Here is a 25,938-nt window from a genome sequence, read left to right as displayed (position 1 = left end):
TTAGTAAAGAAATTGCCGATTGCTTATGTTCATAATCAATCGATGTTTTAAAAACATCTGGCTTGAATCACAAATGATTCATGTTGCATTGTTTAGTTTTCAGAGAACCACCTGAGGCTTTCGCCCCATCGCTCATCTCAGCGACTCATTTAGTATATCGCATCGACTTTTTCCTGTCAAGAACTTTTTTTGCGTTTTTTCCGCGCTTCTTACGGTTCCTGACCTGCAGCGACTTGATTAATGATACACGTCTTTCCCCGATCTGTCAAGCGTTTTGTCAAAATTTCCACAAAAAAACCGGCCAGTTCTAGGTCTGACCGGTTGTATTTGCATGGTGGCGGCACAGAGATTTGAACTCCGGACACTGCGGGTATGAACCGCATGCTCTAGCCAACTGAGCTATGCCGCCAAAGTGGTGGGCAGGGATGGATTCGAACCATCGTAATCCGAAGATGACAGATTTACAGTCTGTTCCCTTTAACCACTCGGGCACCTACCCATTCTTAACAAGCGTTAAAAACAAGATATAGTATACTTGACTTACAGGATTCTGTCAAGACCTCATTTCATCATTTTCTGCGCATCCATACAGGAATATCGATAAAATCCGGTGCCTTCGGCTGCGGCGATGCCGTTTTTTCCACCGCAGGCTGCGGCTGAACATCTGGTTCCGATGATTTCTGCTGTGCAGCCGACTGACCAGCAGATTGTACGCCCAGTTCCTCCGGTGCGTCGAATCCGGTGGCAATGACCGTTACGCGAACGGTATCGCCCATCGTATTGTCCACAGCCGCCCCCCAGATGATGTTGGCCTGACTGTCCGCTGCGGCTTCAATGGCATTCGACGCCTCCGTAACCTCAAACATGCTGAGGTTCTCCTCCGCGCCTGTGACATTGAGCAAGACGCCGCGAGCGCCGTCAATACTCGTCTCAAGCAGAGGAGATGCAATCGCCGCTTTTGCGGCCTCTACCGTCGCATTTTCTCCGGAAGCCTCGCCAATACCCATAAGCGCCGAGCCTGCATTGCTCATGATACTCTTCACATCCGCAAAGTCAAGGTTGACCAGCCCTGGCAGCGCAATGAGGTCAGAGATCCCTTTGACTCCCTGCCGCAAGACGTCGTCGGCAATGCTGAATGCCTGCGTAATCGGCGTCTTTTTATCGACAACCTGCATAAGGCGATCGTTAGGAATGGTGATGATCGTATCTACATGCTGTTTAAGATTATCAATGCCGTTTTCCGCGTTGCGGCGGCGTTTCATCCCCTCGAATGAAAACGGACGCGTTACAACGCCTACTGTCAATGCGCCAATTTCACGTGCGCATTCCGCCACAATCGGTGCTGCACCGGTTCCTGTTCCACCGCCCATGCCAGCCGTAACAAATACCATGTCCGCTCCGCGCAGTGCTTCCAGAATATCATCACGGCTTTCCTCAGCCGCTTTCTGCCCGATTTCCGGCTGAGCGCCGGCTCCGAGTCCACGGGTCAGCTTCTCACCGATCTGCATCCGTTTCGGTGCCAGTGATTTCAGCAGTGCCTGTGCATCTGTATTTACTGCAATAAACTCGACGCCCTGCAGTCCAAGATTTATCATGCGGTTTACCGCATTGCTTCCGCCGCCACCGACGCCAATTACTTTAATTTTAGCCAGCTGATCGAGGCCGTTGTCATCCAATTCAAACACTGCATTAACCCCCATAGACGATTATATACCAGCAGCAACAGGCGCAACCTTCACTGCATGTCCATTTACACAACATACCTTTATAATTTTACCATTAATTCTTCTTGAATGCTATAGTTGAACGAAAAAAACTTCGTAGGCTTCCTTCAATGTCTCGCGACAACCTGCGGCATGTTCTTCAAACGGATAAAGGGCGCTGTATAGCGGAAATCCACATACTCCACCGGGTATTTTGCATGTTCCAGATCTTCCAGAAAATCCTGCGTCAGTTTTGCTTTTTCGTCCAGTCGTTCCATATTTCCCAAGCGGATCTGAACCGAATCCGTCGTATAGGCTACAATTTCTTCCGGATTGCCAATATGAATTTCTGAAATCCGATTTAATGCTTCCGGATTAATTTTTTGCAGAAAAATCAATACCGATCCGACCGTTTCGTCCGTATTGTCATCACCAATATAAAGATCATGCAGAACGACGCCTGTAATCAATGGAATTGGCATCCGCTTCAGCGTGCGGTATCCGGCAATGACTTTGCCCTGCCGGTCCAGATCAACATAGCCATAATCACAGGCCGCTGTAGCTACCGGAATCCGCTCAGTCATATCGATCTCGACCGTATCCGGCATCTGTCTGCGCACGGACGCGGATTCAATACGCAAATCACGCGTCAGATTGCGGGTGACAGCATCGGTCTGAAGCTGAAACAGAGGCTGACCAATATGGATCCGCGCAATCTCCATAACCTCTTCGCGGCTCAAATATTGATTGCCGTTGACAATAACCCGCTGCAAGGTAAACAAGGGGGAATATACGAGTACAGCCACCACAGCGGCACATACGGCCAAAAACAGCAGCCCGCGAAGCAGCCTGCGCGGGCTGCGCCTTCCTCCTTTTTTCTCCGGTACGGCGCAATTTTCTTTTTCCTCTTCCATGAGGTCACCTCCATTCCATACCACAAAAGCCGGACAGCCTCAAAAGGCCGCCCGGCGCAGGACCTCCTTTTCATCAGGATATCCGGAAGCCTGCCATTTCCAATATGCGTTCACAAAGCTCAGGAAATTCGATTCCCATGGCACGGCCGGCATCAGGAACAAGGGAAAGCTCTGTCATGCCTGGAACGGAGTTTACCTCGATGACGTACGGAACGCCGTCTTCGCTGAGCATCATATCCACACGGGCTACGCCGCGGCATCCGCAGGCGGTAAAGGTGCGAACAGCCAGCTGACGGATTTCCCCGGCCTTCTCCTCGGATACACGTGCAGGAATGATATGCGTCGAAGCGCCTTTCGTATACTTGCTTTCATAATCGTAACGCCCAGAGGCCGTCGTGATTTCAATAATGGGAAATGCTTCTTTTTTTTCTTCATTTCCCCAGACCGCTACCGTAAGTTCCTTTCCCTTGATAAATTCTTCCACGAGGACTTCATTATTGTATTCAAACGCTTCATGGAGCGCGTGGGAAAGATCATCCGGCGTTTCTACAATATATACTCCAATGCTGGATCCCTGCGAAGCGGCCTTGACTACCACCGGCAGTGAAAATTCCTGCTGAATTTCTTCTGCCAGACTGCGCTTCATTTCATAGCGATAATACGTATGCGAGCGCGGTGTTGGAATCCCCTCCGCGACAAATACGCGTTTTGATGCTGCCTTATCCATCGTAACAGCCGCAGCCAGTACGCCAGAACCCGTATAAGGAATCCCCATCATGTCCAGTGTTCCCTGCAGCAGACCGTCTTCTCCATATTTCCCATGCAGGGCATTGAATACGATGGCACATCCGCTCTTACGAATATCTTCGGCGAAGGTTTCCGGCTTGAGCTCCATGCCTTCCGCATGATAGCCTTTGGACTGCAATGCCTTTAAGATGGCCTGTCCCGTCTGCCGGGAAATTTCAGCCTCGGTGGATGTCCCGCCCATAACCACAACGATTTTATCCTGATTCATGTTTCTGTTCTCCTTTAGCGAATGTTCATTTCTGCAGCAGTTCGACAAGCTCTTCTCCTGTCTTGTAAATATCTCCGGCTCCCATGGTAATGACAAGATCGCCTTCCTGAATCTCCTTCTGCAGATAAGAAGCCAGCTTCTCACGCTCCGGCAGATAGACTACTGATTGACCGGATTGACGGCGCACCTCCTGCAGAATGGTTTCTCCGCTGACCCCTTCAATCGGTGCTTCTCCAGCGGCATAAATATCTGTCAGCACCAGCAAATCCGCGGAACGAAAGGCCTTGCCGAACTCCTCATGCAAAAGCTGCGTCCTCGAATAACGATGCGGCTGGAATACGCAAATCAGACGGGCAGGCTTCGTCTCCTTCGCTGCTTGAAGAGTTGCCGCTATTTCCGTCGGATGATGTGCATAATCGTCCACAATCCAAACCCCGCCAATGCGCCCTTTCGTCTGAAAACGGCGCTTCGCTCCATGAAAAGCGGCCAGTCCCGCAGCCATTTTTTCAAAAGGTACGCCAATGGACAGTCCCGTGACCAGACAGGCCATCGCATCCAGAACATTATGACGCCCCGGGATATTCAAAGAAATATGCCCCAGCATTTCTTCGCCATGTACCACATCAAAGGAAATTCCCTTGCCAGTCGTCAGGATGTTTCTTGCCTGATAGTCCGCTTCATGGTCAATGGCATACGAATAATATTTACGATCAATGTGCTGGGCAATATGACGCAGGTTCTCATTGTCAAAGCAAAGCACCGCATAGCCGTTTTCCCGATCGACATTTTGAATAAACTGCGTAAAAGCCCGGATGATATTTTCCATGGTTCCATAGTGGTCCATGTGATCGTCTTCCACATTGGTGACTACCGCAATATGCGGGCGCAGTTTGAGGAAAGACCCGTCACTTTCATCCGCTTCCGATACCAGATAATCCCCTTCGCCCAAAACAGCATTGGTGCCGAGATCCGGGACTTCGCCTCCAACCACAACGGTCGGCGAGACGCCCGCTTTCGTCAATGCTACGCCCAGCATCGATGTCGTTGTCGTTTTTCCATGAGCCCCGGCTACGGCGATGCCCTTGTATTCATTAACCAAAGCTGCGTTGATATCCGAGCGGTGCAGCTTGGTAATGCCGAGATCCCGGGCTGCCAGAACCTCTGGGTTATCATAGGGAATCGCGGTCGAGACGACAATCGCATCAGCTCCCCGCACGTTCTCTGCCTTTTGGCCGCCCAGCATAATCTTCGCTCCCAGCCTGCGCAGATTTTCAATCACACCGGAATCTTCACGATCCGACCCTGACACATGATATCCAAGCTCCAGCATAATCCTGGCCAGCGGGCTCATGCCGGCGCCGCCAATCCCCACAAAATGAATCGTTTCGATATCTTTAAGCTCATTCAGCTTTTTCATCAGATCATATCCTCCTTATTTCCGGCCAGCCAGTGCCAGGACCAAATCGGCAATATCTCCGGCCGCCTGCGGTCTGCCCATCTCCCGGCTGGCCTTTGCCATGGCCACCAGCTTATCATCCTCACTGAGGAGCTCCGTGAGCACGGCACAGAGACGCGCACTGGTTAGTTCGCGGTTTAGTATCATACGCGCGGCTCCGGCCTGCTCCAAGGCACGGGCATTATGCTCCTGATGGTTTTCCGCCGCATAAGGATACGGAATCAAAATAGCAGGAATCCCTCTTGCAGTGAGCTCCGCCAGTCCCGTAGCTCCGGCACGGAATACCGCCAAATCGGTCATGGCCATGGCCTGCGGCATATCATAAAGGTACGGACGTACCTTGATATGCGGCGTCTGCTCCAGATCCAGCCCCGCTTGCTTCAAGCGGTTCATGACATCGTCATACTCTAGACTGCCGGTCACATGCAGATACTGCACCTCCGGATGATCCGCCGCCTGTACCAGCACATCAATCATTGCCCGATTGATGCTGCGCGCACCGCGGCTGCCGCCGGAAATCAATACCGTTTTTTTTGACGGATCAAAGCCATAAGACCGCGCTCCGTCCTCGCGACGGGCCGTCATGACTTCACTGCGTATCGGATTGCCGGTAAACACCACTTTATCTGCGGGGAAATGACGTTTTGCTTCTTCCGTCCCCGCTGCGATCCGCGAGACAAAACCGGATAATATCTTATTCGTAATGCCCGGTACGACATTCTGTTCCTGAATCAGCGTCGGTATGCGCATCAGACTGGCCGCCATCAGGACCGGACCGCAGACATACCCCCCTGTACCAACAACCACATCCGGCCGGAAGGAACGAACGATCCGTGCCGCTTTGGCCACGCCGACCAAGGCTTTTCCAGCTCTGAGGATGTTTGCCGGTGTCAGATGGCGTTCAAATCCCTGTATGTCCACCGTTGCAAACGGCAGATTTTCCTTCGGAATAATATCGGCTTCCAGACCTTTCTGCGTCCCGACATAAAGAAAGCGGGCATCCGGATGCTTTTCCTGTATCGTGCGAATAATGGTAACGGCCGGATAGATGTGTCCTCCTGTGCCGCCGCCGGAAACAATGATTTTCAACGTTAAGACTCTCCTTGCAATGCATTGACCAATCGTTTAAAATCACGGCCGCGCTCTGCCATACCGTCATACATATCAAAACTGGCGCAGGCCGGGGAAAGCAGAACAACCTGCGGTGCATGAGCCAGCTCATGCGCCAGCCGTACCGCATGATCCATAGAGTGGCCTGCCCGGTGAATATGCTCCGGATCGATGCCATTCGCCAACGCTTCTTTTTCAAAGCGCGCGGCGGCATCACCAATAAGAATCAGGTCATTCACTCGTTCACGAACAAGCTGCATAAATTCCGTCAGATCGGTCATCTTATCGTCGCCGCCGGCCAGAAGAACGATTCCATCGGAAAAGGTCTCCAGCGCCTTGATCGCCGAATCAGTATTGGTCGCCTTGGAATCATTATAATAAGCAACCCCATTCACTGTGCGCACGTATTCAATGCGATGCTCCACCCCGTGAAATTCCCTCAAAACCCGGATCATTGCCTGCGGTTCACAGCCGGCCAGAAACGCCGCCGCAGCTGCTGCCAGCGCATTCTCTATATTATGTCCGCCTTTAATGCCCAGTTCCTCTGCCGTGCATAGCGGATATTCCCGTCCATCCCAGCGAATCACCAATCGGCTGCCGCAAAGGAACGCGCCTTCAGTCAGTTCCTCCCGCCGACTGAAAAAGCACACACGCGAAGCCGCCCGGTTCTTCATCGACCGGGTGCGCGCATCATCATAATTGAGAACCAGAAAGTCTTCGGCCGTCTGCTGAGCAAAAATGCGCTCCTTCATCTTCTGATAAACGTCCATGGAGCCGTGCCGCACGATATGATCCGGCGTCACGTTGAGCACTGCTGCGATATGCGGGTGAAAATCCTTTGTCGCTTCCAGCTGATAGCTCGATATTTCAGCGGCAATACAGCCGCCCTTTCCGACGCGCAATACCTCCTCCGAAAGCGGAACGCCGATATTTCCGCCTACGCCAACAGGATCGTACCGGGTGGCCAGCAGCAAGCCGAGCAGCGTTACCGTCGTTGTCTTGCCGTTCGTCCCCGTCACGGCACAAATCGGTGATTCTGACAATTCATAGGCCAACTCTACCTCGGTAAGTACACGAATATCACGCGAGTACGCAGCCTGAATCAGAGGGATTCTCTCTGGAACAGCAGGCGATACGATCACCATGTCCACTCCATCGAGCAGACTTTCCTGCTGTGGCCCAAACAATAAGGCAACGCCAGCTTCACGCAAGGCAGAGCAATCGCCCTTGATTTCGCTTTCCGCCTTGGCATCGCTCAGCATCACCTCAGCGCCAAACTTTTTTGCCAAACGTGCGGCGGCAAAACCGCTGATACCGGCACCGACCACCAGGATTTTCTTGCCCGACCAATCCATTTCCACGAAAAGTCCCCCTCTGTGCAATACATAATCAAATCAAATCATGGACAGCGCGGCAACACTGGCCAGCAAACCGATGAACCAGAATACAACCACCACTTTCCACTCTGACCATCCGCCAAGTTCAAAATGATGATGAATCGGGCTCATGCGAAACACGCGCTTCCCTGTAGTTTGAAAGGAAATCACCTGAATGATGACAGAAAGCGCCTCGCAAACGAATACAAAACCAATGATAGCCAGCAAAATCTCCGTATGCGTCAGGATGCCGACTGCAGCCAGCGCACCGCCCAAAGCCAGCGACCCCGTATCTCCCATAAACACCTTGGCAGGATGCGCATTAAAGCGGAGGAACGCAACACAGGCCGCAACGATAGCCGCACAGAATATCGCCAGATCCGAATGTCCCATGAGGATGCAGACGACGGCGTAGCTGCTGGCCGCAATAGCGACAGCTCCGGATGCCAGACCATCCAGACCGTCTGTCAGATTGACTGCATTTGACGTGCCGACCATCACAAACAGCAAGAGCAGATAATATCCCGCTCCGATATCGATTGAGGTATCTGCCACAGGAATCCAGATACTTGTATCGATGCCCAGCATCCGGGTGCCAATCACCATCGTAACGACAGCGATAAAAATCTGTCCCAGCAGTTTTTGCCTGGCTTTCAGACCAAGATTCCGTTTTTTTACTACCTTGATGTAATCATCGAGAAAGCCCAGCACAAAATGGCCCAGCATAATAAACAAAGCCAGCAGTATTTCTGTTGACAGCGGAGCCGCAGCGGCTGTGCCAAGCGTGATGCCAAGGATAATCATGATACCGCCCATCGTCGGGGTACCGCTCTTGGCCTGATGACTTTTCGGCCCCTCTTCGCGGATGCTTTGCCCAAATTTCAGCCGATGGAGAACGGGAATGAAAAAAGGTCCCGTCACCAGAACAAAGCCAGCAGCCACAACAGCTGCAATAAGAACGTTGATTTCCACGTTATGATTCCTCTCCCTATCGCTACGGCCTGCTCAAAGCAAGTCAATGATTTTTTCCATCTGCATGCCGCGCGATCCCTTAAACAGGATCGTATCACCCGGCTGCAAAAGTTTATGAAGACGATCTGCAGCATCTTCATGTGAGCCACAGCAAAATACCGACGCAATCCCGCCTTCTTCGGCCCCTTCTGCAATATAACGGCCCATCTCTCCGCGCGTGACAACCGCATCAAAGTGATGTGCAGCCAGTTCCCGGCCGACCTTGCGGTGTGCTTCGACGGACACACTGCCAAGCTCCAGCATATCCCCCATAACCGCTATTTTTCTGCCCCGGGTCAGATCCGACAGCGTTTCAATGGCTGCTGTCATCGACATCGGACTTGCGTTATAAGCATCATTGACCACGTTCCATGCTCCGACACGGCGACATTCGAAACGCATTTTTGTCGCTTCCAGATGCAAAAGTCCCTCCCGGATTTCTTCCGCCCGCAGCCCCAGCGCAAAACCAGCGGCAATCGCAGCCAGCGCATTGCTGACATTATGGCGCCCGACCATGGCTATCGAGTATTCATGGCGTTCTCCATCATAGACAGCGGTAAACTTCGTATCGCTTCCTTCGGTACGAATATTCTCACCGCGCACATCTGCCTCATGATCCAAGCCAAAAGTCATGACCTGCACGCCGTCTCCCGCCTTATCACGCATAGCAGCCACATAGGGATTATCCGCATTGAGAATGACCGTCCCTCCTGCCGGAATCGCTTCGACCAGTTCGCTTTTGGCCCGGGCAATATTTTCCAATGACCCTAACAATTCCATATGCGTTTCGCCGACATTCGTGACAATGCCGATTTTTGGCTCCGCCAGCGGAGCCATCGCTTCGATTTGATGAAAACCGCGCATACCGATCTCGACGACAGCCGCCGTATGTTCCTTGCGTATCCCCAGCAGCGTCAGCGGAAGTCCGATTTCATTATTATAATTTGCCTGTGTTTTCAAAACCGGACCACGGGCAGAAAGAACCGCCGCGGTAAGGTCTTTTGTTGTCGTCTTGCCATTCGAGCCCGTAATCGCCACAACCGGAAGATCCGGAAATCGTCTGCGCCATGCATGGGCCAGCTGCTGGTAAGCCTTCAGCGTATCCTCAACGAGCAAAACCGTTCCATTGCATTTCCGGAGCGTTTCCTCGGGACAGCCGCTGCTCACCATGACGCCCGCAGCTCCTTTCCGCAAAGCTTCTGCGGCAAAATCCTCCCCATTAAATCGTTCACCCTTAAACGCCAAAAACAAGACCCCGGGCTGAATCCTGCGGGTATCGCTGACTAAATCAGAAAACATCTTCTGACGGACCGAATAAGTGACGGCACCGGTTATTCCGGTCACCTCATTCAGCTGGAATGACGGCATCCTTTTCCCTCCCTGCGGGCAGCCACGGCTTCACAGGCCACCTCTTTGTCATCAAAATGAATCGTTCCATCCTTGAGAATCTGATAATTCTCATGTCCCTTGCCGAGAATAATGACCAAATCCTCCGGCTCAGCAAGCTCCACCGCGCGAAAAATAGCTTCGCGGCGATCAGCGATGCGCTCATGATGCTTATCCCCGATCGTTTCCCGTACGCCGGCTTCTACCTCGTCAAGAATGGATTCCGGATCTTCCGACCGCGGGTTATCGGATGTCGCAATGACGACATCCGCCAGCTTTGCGGCAAGACGCCCCATGATCGGCCGCTTCGTACGGTCGCGGTCGCCGCCGCAGCCAAACACGGCGATAATCTTCTTTTTGGCAATCTCCCGGGCTGTTCTGAGTACGTTTTCCACACCATCCGGCGTATGGGCATAATCCACAATAATGGAAAAATCCTGTCCCGCTTTCACCAGCTCAAAGCGCCCCGGCACACTGGTAAAAGTCCGAAGCACAGCCGCAATATTCTCCGGACTGACATGTTCAGCCAGCGCGGCTCCGACGGCGGACATGACATTATAGACATTGAAAATGCCCGTAATATGCAGCTGCAGCGGCATCGTTCCAAAAGAATCATGATTCAGCGTAAAGTTTGCGCCGCCTGCTAAAACATGAACATCCGTCGCACGAAGATCGGCCGGCTGGCGAATCGCATAGGTGAGATGCGCGCAGTCCGCATGGGCCAGCATGGTCTTTCCCGCCGCATCATCGACATTAACCACCGCTGTTTTGCCCTGCTTGACGCCCGGCTCGGATACATGGTCAAAGAGTTTTGCCTTGGCCAGCATATAATTTTCCAATGTCTTATGATAATCCAGATGATCCTGCGTCAGATTCGTAAACACCGCCGTATCGAACTCGATTCCGGCCACGCGATCCTGATCCAGCGCATGCGAAGATACTTCCATGACTACATAATCCATGCCTCTGTCCCGCATGATGGCCAGCGTGTGCTGAAGCTCAACAACATCCGGCGTCGTATTGTGGATAGGAAATACCTCCTCCTCCATCATGATTTGAATCGTACCGATCAGGCCGACCTTATATCCCGCATGGCGAAGGATTGCCCGCGTGATATAGCTCGTTGTCGTCTTGCCATTCGTTCCGGTAATGCCGATTATACGCATGCTGCGGGCGGGATAATCGTAAAAATATGGAACCATAGCATCCAGAGCCGCCCGAAGCTCCGGCACCAGCAGAATAGTCATCCCGTCCGGCACCTCGACATCGCGGCGCGTCGTCAGAATCGCACAGGCTCCGGCAACAGCCGCCTGCCGGATAAACTGGTGTCCATCGACATGAACGCCCGGAATGCAAACGAACAGCGTCCCCTTCCCGACCTTGCGGGAATCATGTTCAATTCCTGCAATCTCGATCTCTTTATTGCCGATAATTTCAGCGCCATCAACCAGACGGGCTAATTCACAGATTGATTTCATTTCCGTTCCTCCTCAGTCCGCCTCCATTTCAGCGAACCGTACACTATTATAAACCGTCTCTGGAAAAAATTATAGTTTTTTTTCGTTCTTTCCATTCACGCTGCATTTCATCGCCGTAACACGATCTCACGTTTTATTTCGTTCCAAACAAAGAAAAGCGAAAGAAGCTGCCTCTTCACTGACAGCCTTTCGCCGTATCCGGACCGAAAATGCGTTCCGATCCGCTGTGTTTACTTTTCATGACTGAAGTAGGTGCTCTGCGGAACCGCCATGTCCAGCTGGTCACTGGCGATGGACTTGATGCGCTCCGGCGATTTCAGTCGTGCAATGTCGATTTTCAGGCGTTCATTTTCCTGTTCCAGCTGATCCGCCTTCTGCTGCACCTCGATCAAGGCGTATCCCCGGCTGGCACTGATGCCGCTTCCAACAGTCACCAGCATGGCCAGTGAGGCTACGGTAAGAAAAAGGATCCGGCAGCGCGAGCGCGTCCCCCTGTCCAGAACGGTGCGATACAGCGGTTTCTTTGCATCCTCTTCCAGCTGGCTGCGCACCGCTTCCCATTGTTCAGCTTGAGCTTCTTCCTGTCTGGCCAGCATCAGCATTCCCCTCTTTCTTCAGCAATCGGCAGCTTTTCCGCCAGCCGCAGCTTGGCGCTTTTGGATCGCGAGTTCCGCTCTATCTCCTGCGGCGCCGCTGTAACGGGCTTGCCAAGCAGGCGGATTTCCGGACGATGGTGACAGACGCAGACAGGAAGTTCCGGCGGGCAAATACATCCGCGCGACATGTCGCGCAATGTTTTCTTCGCAATCCGGTCTTCCAGAGAATGAAAGGTAATGATCGCAATACGTCCCCTCGGCTTCAGATGGCGCACCGCTGTGCGAAATGCCGTCTCGAGAATCCCAAGTTCGTCATTGACCTCGATGCGGACCGCCTGAAACACACGCTTTGCCGGGTGGCCGCCCGCTGCCTGACGAACCGCCTTGGGGATGGCCTTGCAGATTACATCGACTAAACCGCCTGTCGTGCGTATGGGCGCTGTCTGACGCTCCCTGACAATAAACTGCGCGATGCGCTTAGCCCATCGTTCCTCTCCATAATCATGAAAAATACGGAACAGATCCTGCTCACTATATGTATTGATCACCTCATAGGCCGAAAGCTCCGCCTCCGGATCCATCCTCATATCCAACGGCGCATCATGCATATAGGAAAAACCGCGCTCCGCCGTATCAATCTGATGGGAAGACACACCCAGATCAAAGACGACGCCATCCACCTGATCCGCATCCTCAGCATGCAGAATCTGTTCCAGATGACGAAAATTATCGTGTACAATATCCACCCGGCAGGCAGCATCGCTCAGTCTGGCTGACGCCGCTTCTACCGCTTCTTCATCCTGATCGATGCCGATGATGCGTCCGGCAGGCTCCAGCAATTCGGCAATACGATGGGAATGCCCTCCGCCGCCCAGAGTGCAGTCCACATAGGTTCCTTTTTTATTTGTCACCAGACCTCTCACGGTCTCTTCCAGCATTACACTGATATGGTGAAACTCCATCATCTGCACCTGCCTTGCTGATTCCGCCGCCCACAAGCGGTTCGTTCTTTCAAATTCCCAGTTCAGACAGCGAATCCGCAATCGCTGTCACATCCGGCTCCACTTCGCTGTTGTATTTTGCCCACTGTTCCCGGCTCCACACTTCGATGCGGTTGTCCACGCCAGTCAAAACCACATCCTGCTTCAGAGAGATGCCTGCGTGATTGCGCAGGTTGGCCGGTACGAGGAAACGCCCCTGTTTATCGCATTCCAGCGTCCTTGCCCCGGCGAAAAAAAAGCGGTTCAACGCCCGGGCCGCCGGCTTGGCAATCGGCAGGGCGCGCAGCTTGGCTGCCCATTCCTCCCATGCCTGCTGACCGTACAGGAACAAACAATTATCCAGGCCGCGCGTGATAATAAAGGTGACACCGAGTTCCTGCCGGAAATCCGCTGGCAGGATGACACGCCCTTTGGCGTCAATGGAATGAACATATTCCCCCATGAACATCCTGCCTCACCACCTTTCTGGGTTTTTAAACCACTTTCCCCCACAAATCGCCACTTTATCTATTCTCTTTTATACCAAAAAATCGTTGTTTTTGCAAGCTAAACTTGGGAAAACACGCTTTTTCGCACAAAAAAACAAGCCTCCCCCAAATGGGAAAGCTTGTCTGTTCTCCGAACAGCTGGTTCAGCTCTTAATCCAGCCAAATCGCTCAAAGATCGGCGTATAGCGAATACGTTCCAAAAAATCCCGGTTCGTATCCTCTGTATGAAAGATCGGAACGCGCTCCAATGCGTAAATATTGCTGGCTTTATCCACATTGCCGTATTTGATGGTAAACGCCGCCTTATACCCCGCTTCTTTGACCATCTCAGCAATGTGCAGGTTATAAGTGCCGGTGGGATACGCCATGTACTCGACGGGGTGTCCCAGCTCTTTTTCCGCCTTTTTCCGGGAATCCACCAATTCCGCCCGAAGCTGATCATCCGTGAGATCCGTCATGGACTTATGATCCACCGTATGCGATTCTATGCTGATGCCATTGGCATCCATCTCACGCGCCTGATCCCAGGTCATATAATTTTTATCCTTGCCCAGAAAGCCAGTGATCACGAAGATCGTCGCCTTAAACCCGTACTTCTTCAAAATCGGGTACGCATTCGTATAATTATCCTCATATCCATCATCAAAGGTGATGAGTACCGGATTTTCCGGCAATTCTCCCTTTCCGGCCAGACTATCATACAGTTCGTCCGGTGTGATGGTATGATAGCCATTGTCGCTCAGATACTGCATCTGCTTTTCAAAATCATCCGGCCGGACGGACAAAGAAATAAACGTGTTATCCACTTTATGATAATTCAGCACCATAACCTTTGTCCCATTTTCACTGTCGGCGACCATCGTAGCCGTCAGCGGCTTGGGACTGGATACCAGCAGAGGGATGAGCACCAGCATGAGGAGCAGAAGCGCCCGTTTCAGCCAAGCCCTCCGTCTCTTTCCAGCATACATTACCGACATGTTCTTTTCCTCCCATTCCTTTCTCCCAGACATCCGATCTTCTGCGCATCATCAGCAAGAATATAGCAAAAAGCCCGATACCGCCAGACAGAATACGCCCCAACGGCATCGCTGCGCCGTCATCTGCCCCCGTGGCCAGATAGAAAAAGCCGCAGCCCAACCGGATCCAGGCCACCCCTGCCGTCCCCAGCAGAAACAGACTACCGGGTGTACGAAGCCAGTGCCGTTTCGCCCGCAGAAGAGTCAGCACCAGCAACAAGAAAAAAATCAGCAGCTGCAGGCCGGCCTGATACAATGCAATGGGCTGAAAATAGAGCGTATCCCCAAAACCGATCGGACGGTAATTGTATTCGATATACTCGGCCAGTGCATGATCATTGGGAATATCATCGGGGAACGGCAGCCCCGGATTAAGCTGCAGAATAAAAACGCCCATCTCCAGCACCGCCAAAAAGATCACGCCGGAAGGAATCAGGCGGTCCAGCCATATCCAGGTATCCCTTCCCTGCACCCGGCAGGTACCGATCACAGCAGCCAGCACGCCGGCAATCATGCCGTAAAGGGAGAACCCTCCCTGCCAGACGGCAAAGATATCCGGCAAATGACTGCTGTAACGATCAAAGTGGTGAAAGACAAAGCCTGCCCGTCCACCGAGAAGAGCCAGCGGAATCCCCCACAGTGCCATATCCAGCACCGGTGCAAAGCTGACCTTTTGCGCCTTGACACAAAGCCACGCAACGAGCAGGCCAAGCAGCAAAGCCACCGCAACAAACAATCCATAAGAATAAACCGGTACGCCTCGCAGAGAACATGCGATCAACCCCATCGTTTTCATCCCCGCTTTCTCATCCAATTTCTCAGCCTTTCTCATTTTAACCCGATTGAAACAAAAAAACTACCCTTCTGCTTATTTTTTTCTGAATCAGATTCATTTATTTCTTGTATCCGTTCTCTGTTCTGTGCTATAATGCCTGTGACAAGGGATTCATCCTTTGCCGACTCTATCCATAATAATATAGAAAAAAGACACATGGGAGGTTTTATATTATGGCTATTACCAAAGACATGAGCATTCTCGATGTTGTTCAGAAATATCCGGACACGGTGGACGTTTTTGTCAACGCCGGCATGGGCTGCCTGGGCTGCGCAGCTGCTCACTTCGAAAACATCGAGCAGGGTGCTCTGGCTCACGGCATTGATGTCGATGCGCTGGTCGAAGGTCTGAACGAAGCTGTCGGCGCCGCCGAATAAAGGAAGACTTATTCAGCGCCCCTTAGCATCGGATAAAGGATTCACAAGGCAATGCCCTGCAATAAAAAACGCTGCCCGCTCCACCGAGCGGGCAGCGTTTTTTATTGCGTTCATGCGTCCGAACAGGACCGGCCTTCCTCTGACAGAAATTTCCGCACGGCCCGACCATTGAGATAATCACAGCAGCGTCCCTGAAAGCGTCCCGTTTCCTGCATCGTTTGCAAAATATGGTCGCGAATCTTCCACCATCCGGTATGCCAGTTGGAAAAGATGGTATGGTCTTCCGGCGCACGTCCGATCAAACGCTGCAGAACGATATCCGGCGACAGATATTCCAGAAAGGTGATGACTCGTTCCTCGTATTCCTCCCGGCTCACCATAGTCCATGCCCCTGCTTCAAACTGACGCGCCATTTCCGTCCCACGAACAAGATACAGCGCATGCAGCTTAACTTGATCGACCCCAAGAGCGGACAGGACCTTGGCATCTTCGATCACATCGTCGCGGTCGTCCCACGGCAAATTCAGAATCAAATGCGCGCAGGACTGCATCCCGAAGCGCTTGATCCGCAGAACTGCATCCACGAATTCGCCCAGAGTATGCCCGCGATGAATCTTCCGCAGAGAATGACAGTTGACGCTCTGCAGCCCCAGTTCCACACAAATATCGATGTTCAGTTCTTCAGACAGATCGCGCAGCATGGAAAGATATGTATCGTGAATGCAGTCCGGCCGTGTCGCGATATAAACGGCCACAACGTCCGCCGGTCTGCCGGCCTCCCGTACCCACTGATGCAGCCGGGACGGCGAGGTATAGGTATTGCTGAAATTCTGAAAATACGGGATGAACTTTTTCGCCTTGTATTTTGGAACGATATGCGCCTTATTGGCCTCCAGCTGTGCATGAATGGTCATATCCGGAGGCAGATTTTCATATCCGGCTCCAATGGAACCACAAAACGTGCATCCCCCTGTTCCAAGCATCCCATCCCGATTCGGGCAGGTCACCGGAAGAGCCACGGGAAGCTTATACACTTTTTCCCCATACCGCTGCTTCAGATAATCAGAAAAGGTCCGGTAAGGCAAAGCGCCTGTCATATACATCTTCTCACTCCGTTTCGTCTCGCTCATCCAGAGAAACCGGACAGCAGCTCACCGGCTCTTTCGTAAAGTCGAACAAAAGGATCGTCTTCCTGCGCGGAAGAGCTCCCGTCTCTGCCTCTCTCACGTCAAAATCAAACCATTCCAGCCGGTACCTGTGGCGGAGATTCTGCCAGCTGGTAAACGAAAAGTCCGGCAAATACCGTTGCACCTGTTCCACAGGGCCGCGCCAAAACCGGTCTGCCGGCGTTTTTCTATCCTCGCAGGTCCAGCGCAGTAAAGCGGGACGGATGCGGCCGCCATCAGCCGTCAGCGCATCGTAGCGCAGCAGATTGTCCAGTTCTTCTTCTCCTGCGCCGCAGCACGTTCGCGCAAAGTGGAACAAATGCCCGTACAGGCTTTTCGCACTGTGTCCGATGCGGTGAAACCCCTGTCTTTCCCACCAATCCGTGAACTTGCGCCAGAACGCAAAGGCATCGCCGCCCTCCGCCCCGGCAATCAGAAACGATACCGTATGACGGCACCGGCCGGCATTATAATACAGTTCAAATACCTTCTCGAAGCTGTGCAGCCACCGGATATCACCATAACTCATAGCATCAGAGGAAAGCACTTCATAGGGTGCCATGGACAGATAGCGATATCCATAAGGACGCACAAGGCGCATCATGGAAGCGCCCTTGAGGAATTTCAAAAAGCCCAGCTGAAGCATATCGGTATGAAGCGAAAAAACGTCATTGAAGGATCGGCGAAAGGAAGCCATGTCCTCGCCGGGAAGCCCGATGATGAGATCCACATGAAGATGCATATTACCAAAATGCATCAGCCGGGCAATGTTTGTTTGAATCTTCTCCCAGTGATTGACGCGGGAAACCGCCCGCAGCACAGACTCGTTCGTTGACTGAATGCCGATTTCCAGCTGAACCCGGCCGCGCGGGAGACAGCGCAAAACCTCCATGACCTCTTCACTCAGATAATCGACCGCCACTTCAAAATGAAAATTCGTCCGGCAGGCAGAGGGCAGCGCCTGAATATACTTCAAGATAGGCAGAAAATGCGACGGATTCGCATTAAAGGTGCGATCGACGAATTTAACCTGACGCACATTGTGCTTCGTAAACCGATCCAAATCCCGGAATACACGCGGCAAAGGCAGGAACCGCACGCCAGCTGTAGCACAGGAAAGACAATACGCACAGGAAAACGGACAGCCGCGCGACGTCTCATAATAAAGAATGCGGTCCGAAAGCGTCTCCAGTTCATCCTCCCGGTAAGGAAACGGCAGAACAGAAAGATCCGGCACGGTAACAGCAGCCCCCTCACAAATTCTGCCGGAAGCATCATGCCAGGCAATCCCATCGACAGGGCAGCGATCCAATGCGCCATTCGCCGCCTTGCAGTCAAAGCCGCTCCGCTCCAACAGATCCACCAGCTGCGGAACACATTCTTCCCCCTCACCGCGCACAACATAATCCACCATCGGAAACTCCTGCATAAAGGCCCTTGTTTCATAAGAAACTTCCGGGCCGCCGCAAACGATAACCGTATCCGGCAGAATATCCGGCAAAATCGCCAAAAGATCCCGGACCAGACGAATATTCCAAATATAGCAGGCAATCCCCAGAACCGCCGGCCGATTTTCATAAATCTCGCCCAACAAATCCGACAAAGGCTGATTGATGGTCAGTTCCAGAATACGCGAACCGGGAACAGCTTCCCGCAAATAACGAACAGCCGGACACGTATGCGGGAATTTCGCATTGATTGCCAACCAGACAACGGAAGCCTGCGCTTTGTTGTCGTACCCAGAATGTAAAGCCAATTTCATTTCACCTCAAAAAAAGAAAACCACCGATCATTCAGGGCGGGAATGCCGTCCGTCACTCACATTATGCTATAATAATATAAGACTTATTCAGAGAAGAGTTTTTACTCTCTCTGCGAGATACTCCACATCAGCCGTAAAGGAAACACAGAAAGGATGGATGATTATGATGATAAATCAGACCGCCGCCACGATTCCGGCACGAGAAGACTGCGCCGACGAACAGAAATGGAATCTTTCCGATATTTATCCCTCCAGAAAAGAGTGGCAAAAGGCCCGCGATGGACTGCCCAGCCAATTCACAGCCATACAAAAAGAAAAAGGGCGTCTGCACCATCCCGAAGCCCTGCTGGACTGCCTGCGCAAACAGGACGAAATGGAGATCACTCTGTCTTCGGTTTTTGCCTGGGCCCGCATGATGGCAGATACCGATACAGCCAATCAGGAGTATCAGGCGGATGCAGCCAGCGTCATGCCGCTGCTCGACCAAGCCGGTGCTGCTGTTTCCTTTATCGAACCAGAGCTTTTGTCCCTGCCGGATCCCGTCCTGAAAACAATGCCCGATGCCCTTCCGGGCCTTGCAAAATACCGGTTCCGTCTGCAGGAGCTCCTGCGAACAAAATCACATATCCTGACGCCGGAACAGGAAGCCATGCTGGCCCGTACCGGCGAACTCCGCAGCGCAGCCCGCAACACCTATACGGTCATGGTCAACGCCGATCTTCATTTCCCCGATACGCTTTCGGAAAGCGGTCAGCTTGTTCCCCTTTCCGAAAGCCGTTATATGACATTTCTTCGTTCCGCAGACCGCCGGGTGCGGAAAGATGCCTTCACAAAGCTTTTTGATACCTATCACAAATTCCGCAACACCTTTGCCTCACTTTATCAGTCCTCCGTAAAGGCCAGTCAGTTTCTCGCCGAATCCCGCCACTACAGCACCATGCGCGAAGCCGCACTCGATGCCAACAACATCCCTGCATCCGTCTACGACACCGCTATAAGCGTCACGCACGAATTTCTGCCGGAGCTTCACCGGTACATGAAACTCAAGCAAAAGCTGCTGCATCTCGACGCCGTTCATATGTATGATCTTTACGTACCGATCGTCGAGCGCCCCCAAACCGTCTTTACCTACGAAAAAGCAACCGCCACTCTTCAGAAAGCGCTGGCCCCGCTCGGCCCCGCCTATAGGAACGACCTATTCCACGGACTGGAAAACGGATGGGTTGACCGCTGTGAAAATCAAGGCAAACGAAGCGGCGCTTATTCCTGGGGCGTATATGGTGTCCATCCCTTTGTACTGATGAGCTGGAATAATACCTATGAATCCATGTCTACGCTTGCGCATGAAATGGGCCATGCCATGCACAGCTTTTACAGCAGCCGTCATCAGGAATATACCAATTCAGAATACAGCATTTTCTGCGCGGAAGTCGCTTCGACTACGAATGAAAATCTGCTGCTGGAATATATGCTCCGCCATGCTCAGGGAAAGGAACGCCTGTATTACCTCAATCTATATCTGGAACAGATTCGCACCACGGTATTCCGGCAGGTGCTCTTCGCCGAATTCGAACAAATCACACATGAGGCCGCAGAACGCGGCGAAGCCCTGACTGCTGACTTCCTTGAAAAAAACTGGATGGAACTCAACCGCCTTTATTATGGAAAAGATGTGCTGCTCGATGAAGGGCTTCGCGCCGAATGGAGCCGCATCCCTCATTTTTACCGTCCGTTTTATGTTTATCAGTACGCCACCGGATATGCGGCAGCCATGGCGCTGTCCGCCCGGCTGCGCGAAGGAAGCGAAGATGCCCGCGACGCATACCTTTCCTATCTTGCCAGCGGCGGCAGCGATTACTCCATCCGCCTGCTCCAGCAGGCAGGTGTCGACATGACCAGCCGGGAGCCGTTTGACACCACCTTCCGGAAGTTCCACGAATGTCTGGATGATCTGGAAACCAGCTCTTTTTGAATGTCTTTGACAAAAGTCAGGCGGAAAATACCACATCCAGCGCCATCATCAAGGTAAAGCCTGCGGCAAAAGAAAGGACTCCGACATGGGAGTGTTTGCCCTCAGCCATTTCCGGCAGAAGTTCCTCCACCACCACATAGACCATGGCCCCCGCAGCAAAAGCCAGCAGATACGGGAGAATCGGTGTGACAAACTGTGCTGCGGCAACGGTGAGCAGTCCGCCCAGAGGCTCGACGATGCCGGAAGCCGCACCGGCCAAAAAAGCCCGGGTCCGGCTCATACCGGCGGCACGCAGCGGCATGGATATGATTGCGCCTTCCGGAAAATTCTGGATCGCAATGCCGACAGACAAAATAAGCGCTGCACTCCCTGTGATTTCGGTCTGTCCGGACAGCCAGCCGGCCAGCACTACGCCGACGGCCATTCCTTCGGGAATATTATGCAGCGTGACCGCCAGTATCAGCATCATCTTTTTGGACAAATCCCGATGCAGGCCCTCCGGTTCCTCTCCATGAATATGAAGATGCGGAATCACATGATCCAGCAGCAGAAGAAACAACGTTCCCGCCCAAAAACCGGTCAAAGTGGGAAGAAAGGCCAGACTTCCCCAGCCGCTGCAGGCATCCATAGACGGGATCAACAAACTCCAGACTGAAGCGGCAATCATAATCCCGGCCGCAAACCCCAGCAGAGCTTTTTGCACGGAAGCCCTGAGCTCCTGACGCAGAATAAAAACGCATCCCGCTCCCAATACGGTACCAAGAAACGGAATCAGCAGACCCTGGCCGATTTCCATGGATAACATCGCGTCCCCTCCTTCATATCTATAACATGGATTTCTTTTCATTGTATCATGGAAGCACAACATCGCCAAACAAAAAATCATTTGCGAAAAAAAATCATTCTTCCTTTCCGGTAACTTGTGGTATACTGAGACCAATATTGCAGGATCTCCGAAACGGCAATCAGGGGGGGATAAATTTGAACATGCCAAAGAAACAGCTCTTCTCCGCAGAGTCCGGCTACCGGCGAAATCTGGCTGCCGTGCTTGGCATCATGATCCTGTTCATGATGCTGACTTTTTTTCTCGTATTCTACAGCGGATCGCATCTTTTTGCCCGGGAAATCTATGACAACGTGCTGACTGTTCAAAAAAATCATCTCCGGGATACCGTCAACAATCTCATCGACGATATCGACGGAGAACGCCTTTCGCTCCGTGAGGAACATCCGGACTGGAGCCAGCAGCAGATCGATGATACGGTCAAGCGCCATATCTACGAACGAATTCATCACACCAATTACAACGACAATGCCTACGTCTGGGTCGAGCAGGTACTGAACTATGACGGCGGCGACCGTTACGCCATTCGCCTCATCCATCCGAATCTGACCAAAACGGAAGGATATTACCTGTCCACCGATATGACCGATCTTCACGGCAATCATCCCTACGCCGATGAACTGTCCAGCATCCGCCGCGATGGCGAAGTGTTCCATACCTATTATTTTAAAAAACTCGATTCCGATGAAGTGACGGAAAAGATGGCTTACGCAAAACTCTATAAGGACTTCGACTGGATTATTTCCATGGGAACCAATATCGACGATATGGACCATTATATCCACCAGTCTCAAGAACACATGATTCCCCTCATGCGCATGGTACTATTCGTCATGTTTCTCTCGGTTCTCAGCCTCTGCTGTCTGGCCATTCTTTTTATCCGCCACAGCGACCGCCGGTTGTTCCAGCAGCGCCACCGCGAGCTGCAGCAGCAGATCAACTGGGATACCCTGACCAGCGCACATTCACGAAAATACGGACAAAAGCTTCTGGAACGCGAATGGAAACAATTTCAGCAAAGCCATGGCACCCGCAACGCAGCCATTATGATGCTGGACATCGATCATTTCAAACAGGTCAATGACCGCTATGGCCATGAAGCCGGCGACCGGGTGCTGCGCGAGGTCGTCACAGCCGTGCGGCGCGCGACCCGAAGCTCCGATCACATCATACGCTGGGGCGGGGATGAATTTGTCGGCGTATTCAGCGGATTAAATCCCCAATATGTGGATTTTCTGATCACCAAGATTTTACAATCCGTCGCCGCCATTTCCGTCCCTGTTCAGGACAGCACCATATCCGTTACCGTATCACTCGGTTTTTCCTATTTCCATCCAAAGGACACCGATATCCGCGCTGTCCTCGAACGAGCCGACACCGCCCTGTACCGCGCCAAGCAAAAAGGCCGCAATCAGGGGTGCCTGCATCGATAAGTTCGCCCGGATGTCTACACATGACACCATCTCATCTATTCCAAAATGTCCTTTCTATGAAAACAACACTGGATTTTATAGGTGTAACATTGTATAATGGTGGTGTCTATTACTACGAACAAATTACAATCAAATCAAAGAAAAGGTGGTTTTCTCATGAAAATTTCCAGTATGTCAAAAAAAATGAAACTGCTCTCTTTGGGCGCTGCAGCGCTCCTCACCACAGGCCTTTTTGCCGGCTGCGGCGGATCCCAGCAGGCCGGCGGCTCCGGGGACAAAACCTATAAGATCGGCATCGTCCAGCTCGTCGAACATAATGCGCTTGACGCGGCCAACCGGGGATTTGTCGACGGGCTCAAGGAACGCGGCTTTGAAGAAGGAAAAAACGTCACCTTTGACCGGCAGAATGCACAGGCGGATCAGTCGAATCTTCAGAATATCGCCCAGCGCTTTGTGAGCGGCAAGATGGATCTCATCTGCGCCATTGCTACCCCGGCAGCTCAGACCGTCGCCAATGCCACGAAAGACATCCCCATTGTCGGCACGGCCATCACGGATTACGTCGGCGCAAAACTTGCCGCATCCAACGAAAAACCGGGCCGGAATATAACGGGAACCAGCGACATGAACCCCATCAAGGAACAGATCGACCTGCTGCTCAGGCTCAAACCTCAGGCCAAAACAGTCGGTGTCATTTACTGCTCCAGCGAAGTCAATTCGGAAGTGCAGGTCAAGGCCATGCAGGAATATGCGGAATCAAAGGGACTGACGGTAAAAGTTGCTACGATATCCACGGTCAATGACCTCCAGCAGGCTGCACAGAGTCTCATCGGTTCCGTTGACGCCTTCTATGAGCCTACGGATAATGTCATCGCTTCCGCTATGCCGACGCTCATTGCCATTACTGACGCAGCGAAAATACCGGTCATCTGCGGAGAACCGAACATGGTCAAGGCGGGTGGGCTTGCCACCTATGGCATCGACTACTATAAGCTCGGTGTCCAGACCGGCCACATGGCTGCAGATATTCTGGAAGGAAAGAATAAACCGGCAGACATGAGCATTGAACTCGCCAAGGATCTCAAAGTCAGCATCAACAAAACAGATGCCCAGCGCCTTGGCATCACGATCCCGGAAGACATTCTGAAAGACGCCGACCTCATCGAATAAGGTGAGACTGATCCATGGCTTTAGGGGCGTTTATCTCCCGCCTGCAGAGCTGGAAGTCTTAGCGTCCCTTAGCATCGGATAAATAAACAACACGAAGGAGTATTTCTCAATATGGATCTCGTCATTTCCACCATCTCACAGGGGCTTTTATGGGCGCTCCTTGCCATCGGCGTCTACATTACGTTCCGCGTGCTCGACATTGCCGACCTCACGGTCGAAGGCAGCTTTCCGCTCGGCGCTGCTGTCGCGGCCACACTGCTGACTTCCGGCGCATCTCCGGTTACGGCTATCCTTGCCGCCTGCCTTGCCGGCGCACTTGCCGGTATTGTCACGGGCGTTCTCTGCACAAAACTCAAAATACCGGCGCTGCTGGCCGGTATCCTGACTATGATTGCGCTCTATTCCGTTAACCTTCGCATCATGGGCAAAGCCAATCTTCCTCTGCTCGCTCAGGATACCATCTTTTCAATCGTACAAATTCCCGGTCTTGACATGGGCATGACGGTTCTCGCCATCGGGGCGGGTATCGTGCTCATCGTCGCCGTCCTGAACTACTGGTTTTTCGGCACCGAGCTTGGCGCAGCCATCCGCGCGACTGGCTGCAATCCGCACATGATCCGTGCCAACGGCGTCGATACCGATATCATGATTGTCCTCGGCCTGCTGCTTTCCAATGCACTTGTCGCCATATCCGGCGCACTCGTCGCACAGAACAATGGCTTTGCCGATGTCGGCATGGGAGTCGGCACCATCGTGATCGGCCTTGCTTCCGTCATCATCGGTGAGGTGCTCTTCGGTACACGAAGCTTCCGGAACTGCCTGATCTCCGTCATTCTCGGCTCTATCGTCTACCGCGCCGTAATTGCCATCGTACTGCAAATGGGTATGCCGCCCAATGACCTCAAACTGTTCACGGCTATTCTCGTTGCGCTTGCACTCTCCATGCCGCTTCTTCAGAAACGCTGGAACAAATTCCGCAAGGAGGTGACGCGCTGATGCTGCGCATTGAAAAAATATCCAAAACCTTCAATCCGAATACCATCACAGAAAAACTTGCGCTGCATGATGTGAGTCTCCATCTTGCTCCCGGTGATTTCGTCACCGTCATCGGCGGAAACGGAGCGGGGAAATCCACACTCATGAACTGTGTTGCCGGTACCTATCCTGTCGACGAGGGACGCATTGAGATCGCGGACACCGACATCACAAAATGGGCGGAACACAAGCGTGCCCGCTTTATCGGCCGCGTCTTTCAGGACCCTATGATGGGAACTGCCGCCAACATGCAAATTGAGGAAAATCTCGCCATCGCCTCACGACGCGGAAGGACACCGACGCTCCGCTGGAGCTCGACAGCAAAAACCCGTGACCATTTTCGCGAGCTTCTCGCAGGGCTTCATTTGGGACTGGAAGACCGGCTGGAATCCAAGGTCGGCCTGCTGTCCGGCGGCCAGCGACAGGCACTGACGCTTCTCATGGCCACTATGGCAAAGCCGAAGCTTCTGCTTCTTGACGAACACACTGCGGCACTTGATCCGAAAACAGCCGAACAAGTGCTCACCCTCACGCGCGACATCGTTGCCAAGCAGAATCTGACCACACTCATGATTACGCATAATATGCGCGATGCGCTCAAGTTCGGCAACCGTCTCATCATGATGTACGGCGGCCAAATCCTCTTTGATATTCCCGAGGAAAAGAAACAGCACCTGGAAGTCAAGGATCTGCTTGCCATGTTCGAACAGGCCGCGGGCAGTGAACTGGTCAGTGACAGCCTGCTTCTAAGCTGAGCATCCCAAGCCTGTCATGCAAAGAAGCCGGGCGTTACA

Annotated in this window: 23 protein-coding genes and 2 tRNA genes; 6 read left to right on the top strand and 19 right to left on the bottom strand. The window is 52.6% G+C overall.

Annotated features, from left to right (window positions below; translation table 11 throughout):
* Window positions 1-332: 332 nt before the first annotated feature.
* The 16 genes from FYJ78_RS09165 to FYJ78_RS13010 all read right to left on the bottom strand — a co-directional run bounded on the left by FYJ78_RS09165 (window position 333) and on the right by FYJ78_RS13010 (window position 15,382).
* Window positions 333-409, bottom strand: a tRNA-Met gene (locus FYJ78_RS09165).
* Between the two features lie 4 nt (window positions 410-413).
* Window positions 414-499 (bottom strand) — tRNA-Tyr (locus FYJ78_RS09160).
* Between the two features lie 70 nt (window positions 500-569).
* Window positions 570-1,700: a cell division protein FtsZ gene (gene ftsZ / locus FYJ78_RS09155; protein WP_154621091.1), complete on the bottom strand. Its 1,131-nt coding sequence runs from the start codon at window positions 1,698-1,700 to the stop codon at window positions 570-572.
* Between the two features lie 131 nt (window positions 1,701-1,831).
* A complete protein-coding gene (locus FYJ78_RS09150; protein WP_154621090.1) occupies window positions 1,832-2,617 on the bottom strand; it encodes a cell division protein FtsQ/DivIB in 786 nt (261 codons plus the stop codon).
* 73 nt (window positions 2,618-2,690) lie between these two features.
* A complete protein-coding gene (locus tag FYJ78_RS09145; RefSeq protein ID WP_154621089.1) occupies window positions 2,691-3,632 on the bottom strand; it encodes a D-alanine--D-alanine ligase family protein in 942 nt (313 codons plus the stop codon).
* A gap of 25 nt (window positions 3,633-3,657) precedes the next feature.
* Window positions 3,658-5,049, bottom strand: coding sequence for a UDP-N-acetylmuramate--L-alanine ligase (murC, locus tag FYJ78_RS09140; RefSeq protein WP_154621088.1), 1,392 nt, complete (start codon window positions 5,047-5,049; stop codon window positions 3,658-3,660).
* Between the two features lie 15 nt (window positions 5,050-5,064).
* Window positions 5,065-6,177 carry an undecaprenyldiphospho-muramoylpentapeptide beta-N-acetylglucosaminyltransferase gene (gene murG / locus FYJ78_RS09135; RefSeq protein ID WP_154621087.1) on the bottom strand — a complete coding sequence of 371 codons (1,113 nt, stop codon included), beginning with the start codon at window positions 6,175-6,177 and terminating at the stop codon, window positions 5,065-5,067.
* 2 nt (window positions 6,178-6,179) lie between these two features.
* Window positions 6,180-7,553, bottom strand: a complete 1,374-nt coding sequence (gene murD, locus FYJ78_RS09130; RefSeq protein ID WP_154621101.1) for a UDP-N-acetylmuramoyl-L-alanine--D-glutamate ligase — start codon at window positions 7,551-7,553, stop codon at window positions 6,180-6,182.
* 39 nt (window positions 7,554-7,592) lie between these two features.
* Entirely contained in the window at window positions 7,593-8,546 is a 954-nt protein-coding gene (gene mraY / locus FYJ78_RS09125; protein WP_328597692.1) for a phospho-N-acetylmuramoyl-pentapeptide-transferase, read from the bottom strand.
* Between the two features lie 33 nt (window positions 8,547-8,579).
* Window positions 8,580-9,953: a UDP-N-acetylmuramoyl-tripeptide--D-alanyl-D-alanine ligase gene (locus tag FYJ78_RS09120; RefSeq protein WP_154621086.1), complete on the bottom strand. Its 1,374-nt coding sequence runs from the start codon at window positions 9,951-9,953 to the stop codon at window positions 8,580-8,582.
* Window positions 9,935-11,449, bottom strand: a complete 1,515-nt coding sequence (locus tag FYJ78_RS09115; protein ID WP_154621085.1) for a UDP-N-acetylmuramoyl-L-alanyl-D-glutamate--2,6-diaminopimelate ligase — start codon at window positions 11,447-11,449, stop codon at window positions 9,935-9,937. The genes FYJ78_RS09120 and FYJ78_RS09115 overlap by 19 nt, the downstream gene beginning before the upstream one ends.
* Window positions 11,450-11,679: 230 nt before the next feature.
* Window positions 11,680-12,045 (bottom strand): septum formation initiator family protein, encoded by a 366-nt coding sequence (locus tag FYJ78_RS09110; RefSeq protein WP_154621084.1) that lies wholly within the window; start codon window positions 12,043-12,045, stop codon window positions 11,680-11,682.
* Window positions 12,045-13,007: a 16S rRNA (cytosine(1402)-N(4))-methyltransferase RsmH gene (gene rsmH / locus FYJ78_RS09105; RefSeq protein WP_154621099.1), complete on the bottom strand. Its 963-nt coding sequence runs from the start codon at window positions 13,005-13,007 to the stop codon at window positions 12,045-12,047. Before rsmH ends, FYJ78_RS09110 begins: the two co-directional genes overlap by 1 nt.
* A 49-nt stretch (window positions 13,008-13,056) precedes the next feature.
* Complete coding sequence (gene mraZ / locus FYJ78_RS09100) at window positions 13,057-13,494, bottom strand: division/cell wall cluster transcriptional repressor MraZ (protein WP_154621083.1); 438 nt, start codon at window positions 13,492-13,494, stop codon at window positions 13,057-13,059.
* A 183-nt stretch (window positions 13,495-13,677) separates the two neighbouring features.
* Entirely contained in the window at window positions 13,678-14,448 is a 771-nt protein-coding gene (locus tag FYJ78_RS09095; RefSeq protein ID WP_235899972.1) for a polysaccharide deacetylase family protein, read from the bottom strand.
* Complete coding sequence (locus FYJ78_RS13010) at window positions 14,378-15,382, bottom strand: prolipoprotein diacylglyceryl transferase family protein (protein WP_154621082.1); 1,005 nt, start codon at window positions 15,380-15,382, stop codon at window positions 14,378-14,380. The genes FYJ78_RS09095 and FYJ78_RS13010 overlap by 71 nt, the downstream gene beginning before the upstream one ends.
* Before the next feature lie 176 nt (window positions 15,383-15,558).
* Here FYJ78_RS13010 and FYJ78_RS09085 point away from each other — a divergent pair, with 176 nt between their 5' ends.
* Window positions 15,559-15,762 carry a DUF1858 domain-containing protein gene (locus tag FYJ78_RS09085; RefSeq protein ID WP_154621081.1) on the top strand — a complete coding sequence of 68 codons (204 nt, stop codon included), beginning with the start codon at window positions 15,559-15,561 and terminating at the stop codon, window positions 15,760-15,762.
* A gap of 110 nt (window positions 15,763-15,872) precedes the next feature.
* Here the strand turns inward: FYJ78_RS09085 and mnmL are convergent, their stop codons facing one another.
* Together mnmL and FYJ78_RS09075 are read right to left on the bottom strand one after the other, a co-directional pair.
* Window positions 15,873-16,847, bottom strand: coding sequence for a tRNA modification radical SAM protein MnmL/YtqA (mnmL, locus tag FYJ78_RS09080; protein WP_154621097.1), 975 nt, complete (start codon window positions 16,845-16,847; stop codon window positions 15,873-15,875).
* A gap of 22 nt (window positions 16,848-16,869) precedes the next feature.
* Window positions 16,870-18,684 carry a B12-binding domain-containing radical SAM protein gene (locus FYJ78_RS09075; protein WP_235899970.1) on the bottom strand — a complete coding sequence of 605 codons (1,815 nt, stop codon included), beginning with the start codon at window positions 18,682-18,684 and terminating at the stop codon, window positions 16,870-16,872.
* 169 nt (window positions 18,685-18,853) lie between these two features.
* On the opposite strand from FYJ78_RS09075, the gene pepF reads away from it, so the two are divergent.
* Window positions 18,854-20,662 carry an oligoendopeptidase F gene (gene pepF, locus FYJ78_RS09070; protein WP_235899968.1) on the top strand — a complete coding sequence of 603 codons (1,809 nt, stop codon included), beginning with the start codon at window positions 18,854-18,856 and terminating at the stop codon, window positions 20,660-20,662.
* Window positions 20,663-20,678: 16 nt separating this feature from the next.
* On the opposite strand, the gene FYJ78_RS09065 is transcribed toward pepF, so the two are convergent.
* The gene (locus FYJ78_RS09065) at window positions 20,679-21,467 is read right to left on the bottom strand and encodes a ZIP family metal transporter (RefSeq protein ID WP_154621079.1); all 789 of its coding nucleotides are present in this window, start codon (window positions 21,465-21,467) and stop codon (window positions 20,679-20,681) included.
* 182 nt (window positions 21,468-21,649) lie between these two features.
* On the opposite strand from FYJ78_RS09065, the gene FYJ78_RS09060 reads away from it, so the two are divergent.
* The 4 genes from FYJ78_RS09060 to FYJ78_RS09045 all read left to right on the top strand — a co-directional run bounded on the left by FYJ78_RS09060 (window position 21,650) and on the right by FYJ78_RS09045 (window position 25,899).
* Window positions 21,650-22,939 (top strand): sensor domain-containing diguanylate cyclase, encoded by a 1,290-nt coding sequence (locus tag FYJ78_RS09060; protein ID WP_195847938.1) that lies wholly within the window; start codon window positions 21,650-21,652, stop codon window positions 22,937-22,939.
* 171 nt (window positions 22,940-23,110) lie between these two features.
* Window positions 23,111-24,109: an ABC transporter substrate-binding protein gene (locus FYJ78_RS09055; protein WP_154621095.1), complete on the top strand. Its 999-nt coding sequence runs from the start codon at window positions 23,111-23,113 to the stop codon at window positions 24,107-24,109.
* Window positions 24,110-24,220: 111 nt separating this feature from the next.
* Window positions 24,221-25,105, top strand: coding sequence for an ABC transporter permease (locus tag FYJ78_RS09050; protein ID WP_154621077.1), 885 nt, complete (start codon window positions 24,221-24,223; stop codon window positions 25,103-25,105).
* Window positions 25,105-25,899 (top strand): ABC transporter ATP-binding protein, encoded by a 795-nt coding sequence (locus tag FYJ78_RS09045; RefSeq protein WP_154621076.1) that lies wholly within the window; start codon window positions 25,105-25,107, stop codon window positions 25,897-25,899. The genes FYJ78_RS09050 and FYJ78_RS09045 overlap by 1 nt, the downstream gene beginning before the upstream one ends.
* Window positions 25,900-25,938: the final 39 nt, after the last annotated feature.

The sequence above is a fragment of the Wylensekiella montiformis genome (assembly GCF_009697385.1).
Taxonomy (GTDB): domain Bacteria; phylum Bacillota; class Negativicutes; order Selenomonadales; family Selenomonadaceae; genus Selenomonas_A; species Selenomonas_A montiformis.
This window is presented reverse-complemented; position numbering and strand designations above follow the sequence as displayed.